Source organism: Ornithinimicrobium avium (assembly GCF_003351765.1).
Taxonomy (GTDB): domain Bacteria; phylum Actinomycetota; class Actinomycetes; order Actinomycetales; family Dermatophilaceae; genus Ornithinicoccus; species Ornithinicoccus avius.
Genome location: NZ_CP031229.1, coordinates 2,507,552 through 2,519,592, shown reverse-complemented (window position 1 = coordinate 2,519,592; position 12,041 = coordinate 2,507,552). Strand labels below are relative to the sequence as shown.

Below are 12,041 nucleotides of genomic sequence, written 5' to 3'. Positions count from 1 at the left end.
GACCGAGAAGGTTCCTCATGCGTATGACCGCATCGCAGGTTGCCGAGAGCGACGGCCTCGTCCGCGGGGCGGTCGCCATGTCGCCGATCCTTCTGGGGGTCATCCCGTTCGGGATGATCGCCGGGGTGGCAGGCGTCGAGAACGGGATGACGGTCCTGGAGGCCTGCGCCTTCTCGCTCATCACCTTTGCCGGGGCTTCGCAGATCGCTGCTCTCGACCTTCTCGGGTCGGGTGCCGCCGTGTCCGTCGCGGTCCTGACGGCGACGGTGATCAACCTTCGCTTCCTGATGTTCTCCGCAGCGATGGCCCCGCACCTTCAGACTCAGTCCCTGGCTGGTCGCCTGCTCAGCTCCTACATCCTGACGGACCATGCCTACGCCGTGGCGAACGCTCGGTACGTCACCGGTCCACCCCCTCGGGACAAGGCTCGTTACTACCTGGGCGCGGCGGTGATCTTCTGGGTGACTTGGCAGCTCTCCACGCTCGCCGGGGCGCTGCTGGGGCAAGGGATTCCAGAGGCCATCCCGCTGGCGTTCGCCGTCCCGCTGTCCTTCCTGGCCCTCATGATGCCGGCCCTGACGAATCTCCCTGCGGTCACAGCGGCCGTCGTCGGCGGCGCAGTAGCCGTCACGCTGGTCGGTGCCCCGGGCAACCTCGGCATGCTCCTGGGAGCCCTGCTCGGCACGACGGCCGGGTTCCTGCATCAGCGGTACCGCTCATGGAGGGCTGAGGCATGACAGACCTGAGTTCGACGACCGTCTGGACCGTCATCATCCTCACCGCGGTCCTGGGATTTCTGCTCCGTGCGCCCTTCATCCTCATGGCTGAACGGATGGCCCAGCTGCCGGCAGGGTTCCAGCAGTTCCTGCAGATGATTCCTCCCGCGGCGTTCGCGGCCCTGGTCGCGCCGGCAGTCCTGCGGCCCGGAGCCGCGTGGTCGGGACTCAGCCCCGAGGTGCTCGCGGCAACGCTCGCCGCCCTCGTCGCGTGGCGCACCAGGAGCATCACGTGGACCATCCTCTCGGGCATGGCCGCCGTCATGCTGTTCAACCTCCTTCCTTTCCTCGCCTGACGACCCGCTTCAGCGTATCGGAGAGTAGGTGGGATAGGTCGAAAGCTGCTCGTGGAGGGGGCTCAGCCCGCCTCTTCGATGAGGCGCTCCGCAGCTCTGTGCAGGTGCAGCTGCATGAGCCGCCCCGCGGCGTCCGGGTCCTGGTCCTCGATCGCGTCGACGATCGCGGCGTGCTCGTCCCAGGCGAGATAGATGTAGTCCTGCATCTGCAGGATCTGGTACATGATCCGGTCGACCTGCGCCCACATCGGGGTCAGTGCGGACTCGAGGAACCGGTTGCCCGTGGCCCGGTAGAGCGCCCAGTGGAACTCCTTGTCGAGGGCGGTGAGGGCCTCGCGCTGGTCGTTCGCGATCAGCTTCTTCGAACGGAGACAGATGCTCCGAAGCTGACGGATCTGCTCGCTGCCTACCGCACCGGCGAGCTCCCTGACCACGAAGACCTCGAGCGTCGCACGCACGGCGTAGACGTCGTGCATGTCCTGCTGGGACAGCGCGGACACGACAGCGCCGCCGCCGGAGGCAGGCACCGCGAGGCCCTCAGCGACCAGGTCGCTGATGGCGTCGCGCACGGGCATACGGCTGACGCCCAAGGCGGCGGCCAGCTGGGTCTGACGGAGGCGCGACCCAGGCGGCATCTCGCCGACGGTGATGGCCCGTCGTAGGCGATCGAGCACCGCTCGCTTCACGGCGGCCGCGTCGGGGATCTGGATGACCGGCCCACCCAGGACGGGCCCCTCCTGCCCCGGAACGATGCCTCCCCCTGCTGTACCAGCTGCAGCCGCCATGGCCATCTCCTTCGTCGTCGAGCGCCCAGCTCATGCAGGACGTTAGTCCACGCCCTACCCATTGACGCAGGGTCACGGCATCCCTAGTATGACCTGGATACAGGATTCTGTGTACCTGTAACGGCCCCGGTGGCACGCCCCGTCGCCGGCTCCAGCCCACTGTCGCGCACTGACCAAGGAGCCCAACATGAAGTTCACGAAGACCGCCTGGATCGCCACGATGGCTACGGTCGCACTGGGGGCTACCGCCTGCGGTGGGGACGGTGGCGAGGGCTCGGACGGCGCAGAGCCGGTGACCTTGAGGGTCGGACACGTGTTCCCCGCCTCGTCTCCGATCCACGTGGCCGCCACTGCCTGGGCCGACCAGGTCAAGGAGGAGACCGACGGCCGGGTCGAGATCTCGGTCTTCCCCGGCTCCCAGCTCGGCAGCGACGTGGAGATGGGGGAGGGCCTGCAGAGCGGTACCGTCGAGTGCGGCATGGTCAACTACGCGGCGGCCGGCATCGACCCACGCCTGCAGCTCAGCTTCATGCCCTACATCGTGACCGGATACGACGGTGCGGACGCACTCTTCTACGGTGACGGGTTCGTGGCCAACCACGACCGTGAGCTGCTTGCGGAGCGCGGGGTGGAGGTGCTCGCCTTCTACGAGAACGACTTCCGCGGCCTGAGCAACAGCAAGCACGCCGTCCACACCCCGGCAGACCTCGAGGGTCTGAAGCTGCGCGTCCCCGAGACGCCCATGTACGTCGACATGTTCAAGGCCTGGGGGGCCCAACCCCTCGCGATGGCGTTCAGCGAGCTGTACACCGCTCTCCAGCAGGGCACGGTCGACGGGCAGGACAACGGCCTCGCCCTGACGACCGACTCCCAGTTCGGGGAGGTGCAGAGCTACATGACCCTGACGAACCACGCCTACGGCACCGGCGCGCTGGCCTGCAACGAGGACACGTGGGCTCAGGTGGGTGACGACCAGGACACCGTCCGGGCGGCGGCCGAGACGATGAGCGTCGACATGCGCCAGGCCCTGCGCGACGCGCGCCCCGACCGTATGGAGACCCTGAAGGCGCAGGGCGTCGAGGTGGTGGAGCTGACCGACGCCGAGATGGCAGAGTTCGTGAAGATCAAGGAGGTCATCTGGCCCCAGTTCGAGGAGGTCTTCGGCACCGACGTCATTGCCGGCCTCCGCGAGGCGTCCGAGGCGGTCGCCGGTGGTTGATCCCGGCCCCGTCGAATCACGAGGATCGGGCTACGACGCCTTCGGCGACGGGGGCGAGGTCCCTCCGGTGCCCGTCGGCCCGCGATGGCTGTCCGTGCCGCTCGACGCCCTGGACAAGGTGCTCCGCGTGCTCCTCACGGTGTTCATGGCCGTCATGCTGCTGGCCGCGCTGACCCAGGTCTTCGTGCGCTACGCCCTGCCCACGACCCTGATCGGGCCCGAGGAGATCGCCCGCTACATGATGATCGGCGGCACCTTCCTGGCGCTCCCGGTGCTGGCCAGGGCCCGCAACCACATCGCCGTCGACGCCCTCGCGCACTATCTGCCCGGGGGCCGCTCCCGGCGCTGGCTCGAGCGGCTCATCCTCGTGCTGGAGATCGTCTTTCTCGGCCTCTTCTCCTGGTACGCGGGAGTCGTGGTGCGCGACGCCGTGGACACCGGTGGATTCTCAGCCGGCCTGCAGATCCCCAACTGGATCCCCATGCTGCCGCTGGTCGTCGGCGCGGTCCTCGGTCTGGTGGTGACTGCCGCCCTCCTGGCCCAGTCGTTCCTCAGCGGAGTCACGTTCGGGAACTATGACGTCGCGGAGCAGGAACCGTCCGCATGATCATCCTCGCAGTCACGAGCATCGTCGTCCTCATCCTCCTGGGCGTCGCCGTCGCCTTCGCTTTCGGCGTCGGAGCCTTCTTCGCCATGATGGGCGTCGGTGACGCGTCGCTCGTGCCGTCCGTCGCCTACCGGACGATCGACTCCTTCCCGCTGCTGGCCATCCCCTTCTTCCTGCTGGCGGGCACGATCATGAAGGACGGCGGCGTGTCCACCCGTCTGGTCAACTTCGTGGCGGCCTTCACGGGACGTCTCAAGGGCGGCATGGGTGTGACCCTTGCCGGGGCCTCGGCCATCTTCGGTGCCATCACCGGATCGTCGGTGGCCACGGTCAGCGCCATGGGGTCGATCATGACGCCGGAGATGGAGAAGCGCGGCTACCCCCGTCGTTACGTGGCCGGCATGGTGTCGGTCGCGGGCCTCCTGGGCATCCTCATCCCGCCCAGCATCCCGATGATCGTCTACGGCATCGCCGCCAACGTGTCCATCAGCAAGATGTTCCTGGGCGGGATCATCCCCGGTCTCCTGCTCTTCGTGATGATCTCCGCGACGAACCTGGTCTGGGCGCGTAACCAGCCTGGGCTGCGGGACCGTGACATGCCGCTTGACCGGGATGAGCCGGACGGTCAGGTGCCGAGCTCGCGTGTCAGCCCCGGGCTGCGCCGCGCCGTGCGCATGTTCGTCGCAGCGGTGCCCGCGCTCCTGATGCCCGTCGTCATCCTCGGGGGGATCTACAGCGGCTACTTCACCCCGACGGAGTCAGGAGCCGTGGCGTGCCTGTACGGACTGCTGGTCGGCCTGCTGGTGTACCGCGGGATGCGCGTCAAGACCATCCACACCACCCTGCTCGACGGCATGCTGTCCACCGCGCCGATCCTGGTGATCATCGCCCTCGGTGGCGCCTTCGCGCGGGCCCTGACCATGTCGGGCATCCCCACCAGCCTCGCGCTGTGGATCGACGAGGTCGGCCTGCCTATCTGGGCGTTGATCATCGTGCTCAACCTCTTCATGCTGGTCGTCGGCATGCTGGTGGAGGAGAACACGGCCATCATCGTCCTAGCGCCGCTCCTGATGCCCATCGTCACCGCGGCGGGCATCGACCCCGTGCAGTTCGGCGTGATCATGGTGCTCAACCTCGGCATCGGTCTCGCCACGCCCCCCATGGCGCCGAACATCTTCGTCGCCGCCGGCGCGTGCGGCGTTCCTGCGCACCAGATGGTCGGGTGGACCTTGCGGTTCCTGCTCTTCGGGGCACTCCCGGTCCTCGTGGTGACCAACGTCGTCCCGTGGATCTCCATGTGGCACATGTAGAGCCAATCACAGTGAGGAGCAGAACGTGAACACCGACCCGACCGTGGCAGACGTCGTCGCCGAGGCCCTCGTGGCCAGCGGTGTGCGCAGGGTCTTCGGGCTCTGCGGAGGACACATCCAAGAGTTGTGGGACGCGCTGGTGCGCCGCGACGTCGAGATCGTCGACGTCCGGCACGAGGCAAGCGCTGTCTACATGGCGCACGCCGCGGCCGAACTGACCGGTGAACTCGGTGTCGCGCTGGTCACCGCCGGTCCTGGGCTCACGAACACGACGACAGCGGTCTCCAACGCCGGCGTCTCGCGCGTCCCCGTCCTCGTCCTGTCCGGGTCGACTCCGCGCCCGCAGGTCGGCATGAGCGCGATGCAGGACGTGGCGCAGGCCGCCCTCATGGCGCCCATCACCAGACGGGCCGAGTCCGTGCGCCACCAGCGGCACGTGCTCGACCGGCTGTCGGCCACGATCAGGGCGGCCCAGGGCGAGGGTGACGAGCCCGGGCCTGCCTACCTGGACCTCCCCACCGACCTGCAGACCGAGAACTACGATGGCGATCTGGACCGCGTGGCGGCGCTCGTGCCCTACCGCCTACCCCCGCGGCCTCCAGCGGCACACCAGGTCGACGCCGCGGCCGCGGCGATCCGACGGTCGAGACGTCCACTGGTCATCGCCGGCCGCGCTGCCATCGACGCCTCCGCACTGCTCCAAGAGTTCTTGGCCGCGACCGGTGCGGTCTACCTCGACACCGGAGAGAGCCGTGGGGCCCTGCCCCAGGACCATCCCGCAGCCGTACCGGCCATGCGGGCCAGGGCCATGCGCGAGGCGGACCTGGTCATCGTCCTCGCCCGACGACTGGACTTCCAGCTCGCCTACGGCTCCCCGGCCGTCTTCTCGGGAGCCTCCACCTTCGTGCGCATCGGCCGCTACCGTGAGGAGCTCAGCGCCAACCGGGTGGGAGACGTCGAAGTGTGCGCGGACGTGAGGTCGGGACTCCAGGCCCTCCTCGACGCAGGCGCTCGTCCGGTCGCTCCAGACGTGGCGTGGCAGGAGGAGATCGTCACGGAGAACAAGGAGCGGGTGAGCAGGCTCGCCGAGAGGATCGCCACTGCACCCGCGGGCGACGACGGTGCGATGCACCCGTACACCCTCATCGGGGCGGTCAACGAGCTTGTCGACGACACCACGGTCGCCGTCGCCGACGGCGGTGACATCCTCTCCTTCTCACGTGTCGCACTGCAAGGGCAGCGGTATCTCGACTGCGGGCCTCTCGGCTGCCTGGGCGTCGGCGTCCCGTTCGCGACCGCGGCGGCGCTGACCCACCCGGAGCGGAGGGTCGTGGCCGTCATCGGCGACGGATCCTTCGGCTTCACCGCCATGGACGTCGACACCGCTGTCCGGCAGGGCGCCAAAGCCGTCTTCGTCGTCGCCAACAACGAGGCGTGGAACATCGAACGCTACGACCAGGTGGAGCGCTTCGACGGCCGACTCGTCGGGGTGGACCTGCCCGGCGTGCGCTACGACCTGCTCGGACAGGCGCTCGGCGCCCACGGAGAGCGGGTGGAGAGCGCGGACGAGCTCGGTCCCGCGCTGAGGCGAGCCCTCGAGAACGCACCGGCGGTGGTCGACGTTCGGGTCACCCGGGATGCGGTGTCGCCCGACTACCTGTCCGGCCTCGCCGAGGTGCCGCCGTACCAGGCGCTCCGGGCGTGGAACGACGCCGAGTCCTCGTCCACGGTCGAAAGGTAGACCACTGAGCATCCACGACAGCCACGCCGACGTCCTGTACGACCATGTCCGGACCCGGGTCACCGGGTCGCTCGGGCACGTCACCCTTGCCCGGCCGCGAGCCCTCAACGCCCTGTCCCTGGACATGATCCGCAGGATCACCTCCGTGCTCAGGGCCTGGGAGTCGGACAGCTCGGTGCAGCACGTACTCCTGGACGGTGAGGGTCCACGCGGCTTCTGCGCGGGCGGCGACGTCAAGGCCGTCTACGACGCGATGGATGGACAGCACCACGTCGCCCAGCAGCTGTGGCGTGAGCAGCACCTTCTCGACGCGCTCATCGCCAGCTACCGCAAACCGGTCGTCACGCTGCTGCACGGCATCGTCCTGGGCGGTGGGGTGGGTCTGGGCTGTCATGCGTCGCACCGCCTCGTCACGCCCACGTCCGCCGTGGGCATGCCCGAGGTCGGCATCGGGCTGTCCCCGGACGTCGGTGCGCTCTACATCCTGGGGCGCGCGCCGGGGCAGCTGGGCTTTCATCTCGCCCTGACCGGGACGACCACGGGTCCGCTCGGCGCGGTCGAGGTCGGGCTGGCAGACACCGTTGTCGGCTCCGGGTCAGGAGACGAACTGACCGCTGCGCTCTCGCGGGGCGTCGACACCGACGACGCGGTGCGATCGGCAGAGCTTGGACCAGGGAGCCTGGACGCCGCCGCGGAGCCACTCCTTGCGTCCCGGGACTGGATCGCCGACTGCTATGCGGCGCCGACCGTCGAAGGAATCCTCACCAGGCTGGATGCCCGGCCGGAGCCAGAAGCCGCGGTGGCGGGAGCCCGGCTGCGCGAGGTCGCACCGGCTGCGGTGAAGGTCACCCTCAGAGGGCTCCAGCGTGTGGTGGACGGGGAGACCTTGTCCCAGACTCTCGTCGGAGACCTCCGCCGGAACGTCCACTTCAGCTTCGACCCCGACTTCCGGGAGGGGCTTCGCGCGGCGGTCATCGAGAAGGACCGGAACCCGTCGTGGGCGATCAGCCTCGACCAGGTGACCGACGAGCGGGTCGAGAGCTACTTCGCGCCGATCGACGGTCCCGACCTGGCGATGGACACGGTGCTGGACCGGTAGCTCCGGGCGGCAGCCGGTCCAGCCGCCTGACCCCGTGCGGTGCCCAGGTGCGCGGCCACCGCGGCACCGGCGGGGCGCCCCAGACCCCCTCAGGCCCCCAAATCGTTGATCTGACGCGGCTCCGTGGCGCGTCGGTTGGCAATCAGGGCCCTCGTCTGCTTACCGTGAGGCGACCCATCAGGCCGATGAAAGGGCTTTTCACATGAGCAAGAAGGTTATTGTCGAGGCCGTGGCCCGCGAGGCGGGCATGACCCAGGCTGCTGCCGACAAGGTCGTCAGCGCCGTTCTCGACGCCATCGGCGCCGAGCTCGCCAAGGGCGAGAAGGTCTCCTTCCCGGGCTTCGGCACCTTCGAGGTCCGCGAGCGCGCCGCCCGTACCGGGCGCAACCCGCAGACCGGCGCCGAGATCCAGATCGCGGCGAGCAAGGCCCCGGCGTTCAAGGCCGGTTCCAAGCTGAAGGAGCGCGTCTCCAAGTAGGGACCGCCACCCACGTCGAACGCCCTGCCCGTCCTCGTGACGGCCAGGGCGTTCGCCGTTCCGGCGTTTCTCTGGCAGAGTGCTGCTCGCAGGCAGGCACCACAGGGAGCAGGGGAGCAACGGGGTATGCCGTCACGTCTCGCAGTCATCCGTCCTACCCTGACGCGCCGCGCCCTCACGCGTCGGACCGTGCTGCGCGCCGCCCTCGCGGCCGGCGTCGCCGCGCCGGCGCCGGGCCAGCCGGTGTCCCGCCCGCCGGAGGCACTGCGCTCGACCTCGCTCCCGACCTCGCCGCTCCACCTGATCTCCACCGGGCTGCCCACCAGGCAGGGTGCCGTCGCCCTCCTGGGCGGGCGTGCGCCGGCCTGGTTCGGGCTCGAGGGACCGGGCATCGTCTCCTCCTTCCCCTCGACCGACCAGGTCGTGCTGACCTTTGACGCGTGCGGCGGGTCCCGGCTCGAGCACGACGCGGAGCTGATCGAGGTGCTGCGCCGGCACCAGGCCCCCGCCACCCTCTTCGTCAACCGGTCGTGGGCGGTCGCCAACTGGCGGACCATGTCCGAGCTCGTGGCGGACCCGCTCTTCGAGATCGCCAACCACGGCGACCGGCACGTGCCGCTGAGCGTGGACGGACAGGCGGCGTACGGCATACCCGGGACGGCGTCCGTGGAGGAGGCGTACGACGAGATCGCGCGGGCGCACCGGCTCCTCCGGGTGCTGTGGGGGATCGAGCCGCGGTGGTTCCGGCCCGGGACCGCCCACCTGGACGACGTGTCCGCCGAGCTCGCCGTGCACCTGGGCACGCCCGTCGTCGGGTTCACCGTCAACGGGGACCTCGGCGCGACGGCCCCGGCCCGGCAGGTCACCGCCAACCTGCTGACGCTGGCGCCGGGCGGCATCGTGCTCGCGCACATGAACCGTCCCGGCGGCGGCACCGCGGCCGGGGTCGACGCCGCCGTGCCGCTGCTGCGCGAGCGCGGGCTGAGCCTGCGCCGGCTCGACGACGTGCTCTGAGGAGCGTCAGCGGGTGACGTCGGCCAGGTGGTGCTCGATGTCGTGCAGCGTGTAGACGGCGAGGGTCTCCACGGTGAACGCCGTGCCGTCCCGGGACCCGCGCCGGGACCACTGCTCGCCCGCGACCGCGTCGAAGGCGGCGGCGGTGGCGTCGACCGCCTCGGCGTACTCCTGGGCCACCCGGCCCGGGTCCTGCAGGTCGTAGCGGGCCCGCACCGCGGCCTCGTCCTGGTCCCAGCCGGCGAAGCTCGCGCCGTCCTCGGCGAGCATCAGCTCCAGGCGGCCGCGCATGACGTCGAGGACGTCGCGCACGTGGGCGCCGTACTCGAGCGGTGACCAGGTGGTCGGCTCCGGACGCTCCCGCACGTCGATGCGCGCGAGCTGCTCGCGCCAGGGCGGCACGGTCGCGCGCAGCCGGTCACCGGTCGTGGTGACGTCGTAGTCCGGCTCGAAGCCGCACTCGGCGCACCCCTGCGTGATGACCGCGGTCCAGTCCTTGGTGTCCGGCTCGATGTGCTGGGGCTGCTCCATCTGTCGATGGTGGCACACCCTGCGGGCGCCGACGCGCCGGGCGCTTGCCTGCGAGGGCCCTCATCCAATACGGTCGTATTCATCGAACATGTCAAACGTATTGGAGCATGATGTTCCGGGTCCTCGAGCTGCTCGCCCTGCTCGCCCCCGTCCTCGCGGGGGCCCTGCTGCTGCGCTACCGGCGCCGCTCGCGCGCGGCCTTCACCTGGGGGATGGTCGGCTGCCTCCTCGCCGCGCTCGCCTCGGGTGTGAGCATGGTGGCCGTGCGCACGAGCGTGATGAGCAGCTACCGCACCGGCGGTGATGCGATGGACGTGCTGGCGCAGCTGGGGTGGTGGGCCTGGCTCCGCTTCGCCCTCCTGGTGCTGGCGGCCGTGCTGCTCATCGTGGCCGCCCTCGTCGACCGCGGAGGTGATCCGCGGCCCGTCGGCTGGATCGCCGGTGGCCTGCTGGCCGGACTCCTGGGCGTCGCGGTGCGGGGCGTCGAGGTGCCGGTCCCCGACCACGAGGGCCTGGGCGTGGTGCTCGTGATGATGAAGGAGACGCTCGAGGCGGCGCTCCTCGGCCTCTCCGTACTGCTGCTCGCCGTGGCCGCCGTTGCCCACCGCCCACCCGCGCACGCTGACGACGCCGGCCGTGCGGAGCCGACCGAGCTCGCCCGCCGCGCCGGGGTGGCAGCATGGCGTCTCTACACCGACACCCGGAGGACCCGATAACCGATGAGCACGAGCGCCCGCCGCGACGTGGTCGCGGCGGTGGTCGCGATCCTGGCGGAGGCAGGCTTCGAGGGGCTCAGCCTCCGGAGCGTCGCCAGCCGCGCCGGGGTGTCCCTCGGCGCCGTCCAGCACCACTTCCCGACCAAGGCGCAGATGGTCACCGCCGCGCTGACCTCGATCGCGGCCGAGGCAACGCAGCGCCTCGGCGAGCTGGAGCAGATCCCCGACCCGGGTGAGCGGCTGCACGCGCTGGTCGAGCGTCTCCTGCCGAGCTCGGGCGACAGCCTGGTCGCGAGGATCTGGCTGTCGCTGGCCGCCCGCGCCACGGTCGACGAGGAGGCGGCGGCGGCCTATGCCGACCTGTGGGGGCGGACGCGGGCGGGCCTGCGGCTCCTGCTGCCGGCCGCCGGAGCACCGGTTGCCACGGCCGAGGACGACGCGACCGAACTGCTGGCGCTGCTCGACGGGCTCGCCCTGGGTGTCGTCGCCGAGGCGGGTCGGATGGACCCCGAGCAGGCCAGGCGGATCGCCCACCGCCGCGTCGAGGAGCTCCTCCGGCAACCGACCGCCCGGCTCGCGGACGACATACCCTGACGAGCATGCCCGTCCGTCCGGAGCCCGCCCATCCCCGTCGCTGGCAGCGCTTCGTCGCCATCGGCGACTCGTTCACCGAGGGGATGGTCGACGCGCACCCGGACCGGCCGGACGAGTACGTCGGCTGGGCGGATCGCGTCGCCGCCGCGCTCGCCGCGCGCAACGAGGCGGAGGGGCGGCCGTTCGGCTACGCCAACCTCGCGGTCCGCGGGCGGCTGATCGACGCGATCATCGAGGAGCAGCTGCACGCGGCACTCGCGCTGACCCCCGACCTGGTGAGCTTCTCGGCGGGCGGCAACGACGTGCTGCGGCCGCGGGTGTCGATCGAGTCCGTCATCGCCCGGCTCGAGGGTGGTGTGGAACGCATCCGGGAGACGGGCGCCGACGTGCTGCTCTTCACCGGACCCAACGTCGCGTGGGCCTCGCTGGTGAGCCGGATGCAGCCGCGGATGGTCGAGTACACCGCCGAGCTGTGGGGCGTGGCCCAGCGCACCGGCTCGTTCGTGGTCGACCTCTACACGATGCAGTCGCTGCGCGACCCGCGCATGTGGGGCGACGACCGGATCCACTTCAGCTCCGAGGGGCACGCCCGGGTCGCCGCGCAGGCGCTGTGGACGCTGGGCATGCCGTTCGAGGTGCGTGACTGGCTCGAGCCTCTCGACCCGGCGCCGTCTCTGGGGCGCTTCGAGTCGCTGGCCGCCGACAGGGAGTGGGTGGCCGCCTACCTGCGGCCTTGGGTCCGGCGCCGGCTGCGGGGCGAGAGCTCCGGCGACCACCGGGTCCCCAAGCGGCCCGACGTGCTGCCGGTGATCCTGACGCACGAGGCGGACGACGGCGCATGACGGGTCGCGGGCGGAGGGGGGCGGACGAGCTGC

At 70.5% G+C, this 12,041-nt stretch carries 14 protein-coding genes; 12 read left to right on the top strand and 2 right to left on the bottom strand.

What is annotated here, in order from left to right; translation table 11 throughout:
• The first annotated feature begins 17 nt into the window (after positions 1-17).
• Both DV701_RS11540 and DV701_RS11535 read left to right on the top strand, forming a co-directional pair.
• On the top strand, positions 18-737 hold the full coding sequence (locus tag DV701_RS11540) for an AzlC family ABC transporter permease (protein WP_228254992.1): 720 nt from the start codon (positions 18-20) through the stop codon (positions 735-737).
• Positions 734-1,072, top strand: coding sequence for an AzlD domain-containing protein (locus tag DV701_RS11535; RefSeq protein WP_114928430.1), 339 nt, complete (start codon positions 734-736; stop codon positions 1,070-1,072). The genes DV701_RS11540 and DV701_RS11535 overlap by 4 nt, the downstream gene beginning before the upstream one ends.
• Positions 1,073-1,134: 62 nt before the next feature.
• Here the strand turns inward: DV701_RS11535 and DV701_RS11530 are convergent, their stop codons facing one another.
• Positions 1,135-1,857 (bottom strand): GntR family transcriptional regulator, encoded by a 723-nt coding sequence (locus DV701_RS11530; protein WP_162802992.1) that lies wholly within the window; start codon positions 1,855-1,857, stop codon positions 1,135-1,137.
• Positions 1,858-2,044: 187 nt separating this feature from the next.
• Here DV701_RS11530 and DV701_RS11525 point away from each other — a divergent pair, with 187 nt between their 5' ends.
• The 7 genes from DV701_RS11525 (at position 2,045) to DV701_RS11495 (ending at position 9,325) form a co-directional block, all read left to right on the top strand.
• Positions 2,045-3,076, top strand: a complete 1,032-nt coding sequence (locus tag DV701_RS11525; RefSeq protein WP_114928428.1) for a TRAP transporter substrate-binding protein — start codon at positions 2,045-2,047, stop codon at positions 3,074-3,076.
• On the top strand, positions 3,069-3,683 hold the full coding sequence (locus DV701_RS11520; RefSeq protein ID WP_162802991.1) for a TRAP transporter small permease: 615 nt from the start codon (positions 3,069-3,071) through the stop codon (positions 3,681-3,683). The genes DV701_RS11525 and DV701_RS11520 overlap by 8 nt, the downstream gene beginning before the upstream one ends.
• On the top strand, positions 3,680-4,993 hold the full coding sequence (locus tag DV701_RS11515) for a TRAP transporter large permease (RefSeq protein WP_114928426.1): 1,314 nt from the start codon (positions 3,680-3,682) through the stop codon (positions 4,991-4,993). Before DV701_RS11520 ends, DV701_RS11515 begins: the two co-directional genes overlap by 4 nt.
• A 25-nt stretch (positions 4,994-5,018) precedes the next feature.
• On the top strand, positions 5,019-6,734 hold the full coding sequence (locus DV701_RS11510; RefSeq protein WP_114928425.1) for a thiamine pyrophosphate-binding protein: 1,716 nt from the start codon (positions 5,019-5,021) through the stop codon (positions 6,732-6,734).
• Positions 6,631-7,833 (top strand): enoyl-CoA hydratase/isomerase family protein, encoded by a 1,203-nt coding sequence (locus tag DV701_RS11505; RefSeq protein ID WP_114928424.1) that lies wholly within the window; start codon positions 6,631-6,633, stop codon positions 7,831-7,833. Before DV701_RS11510 ends, DV701_RS11505 begins: the two co-directional genes overlap by 104 nt.
• Before the next feature lie 202 nt (positions 7,834-8,035).
• Entirely contained in the window at positions 8,036-8,311 is a 276-nt protein-coding gene (locus DV701_RS11500) for an HU family DNA-binding protein (protein WP_114928423.1), read from the top strand.
• A gap of 126 nt (positions 8,312-8,437) precedes the next feature.
• Positions 8,438-9,325: a polysaccharide deacetylase family protein gene (locus DV701_RS11495; RefSeq protein WP_114928422.1), complete on the top strand. Its 888-nt coding sequence runs from the start codon at positions 8,438-8,440 to the stop codon at positions 9,323-9,325.
• Between the two features lie 6 nt (positions 9,326-9,331).
• Here DV701_RS11495 and DV701_RS11490 read toward each other — a convergent pair whose 3' ends face one another.
• Positions 9,332-9,856, bottom strand: a complete 525-nt coding sequence (locus DV701_RS11490) for a DinB family protein (RefSeq protein ID WP_114928421.1) — start codon at positions 9,854-9,856, stop codon at positions 9,332-9,334.
• Positions 9,857-9,963: 107 nt separating this feature from the next.
• On the opposite strand from DV701_RS11490, the gene DV701_RS11485 reads away from it, so the two are divergent.
• Genes DV701_RS11485 through DV701_RS11475 form a run of 3 tightly spaced genes read left to right on the top strand, consistent with a single transcriptional unit; the run spans position 9,964 to position 12,008 of the window.
• On the top strand, positions 9,964-10,572 hold the full coding sequence (locus tag DV701_RS11485) for a hypothetical protein (protein WP_162802990.1): 609 nt from the start codon (positions 9,964-9,966) through the stop codon (positions 10,570-10,572).
• A gap of 3 nt (positions 10,573-10,575) precedes the next feature.
• Positions 10,576-11,166, top strand: a complete 591-nt coding sequence (locus DV701_RS11480; protein WP_114928419.1) for a TetR/AcrR family transcriptional regulator — start codon at positions 10,576-10,578, stop codon at positions 11,164-11,166.
• Positions 11,167-11,171: 5 nt separating this feature from the next.
• Entirely contained in the window at positions 11,172-12,008 is an 837-nt protein-coding gene (locus DV701_RS11475) for an SGNH/GDSL hydrolase family protein (RefSeq protein ID WP_114928418.1), read from the top strand.
• Positions 12,009-12,041: the final 33 nt, after the last annotated feature.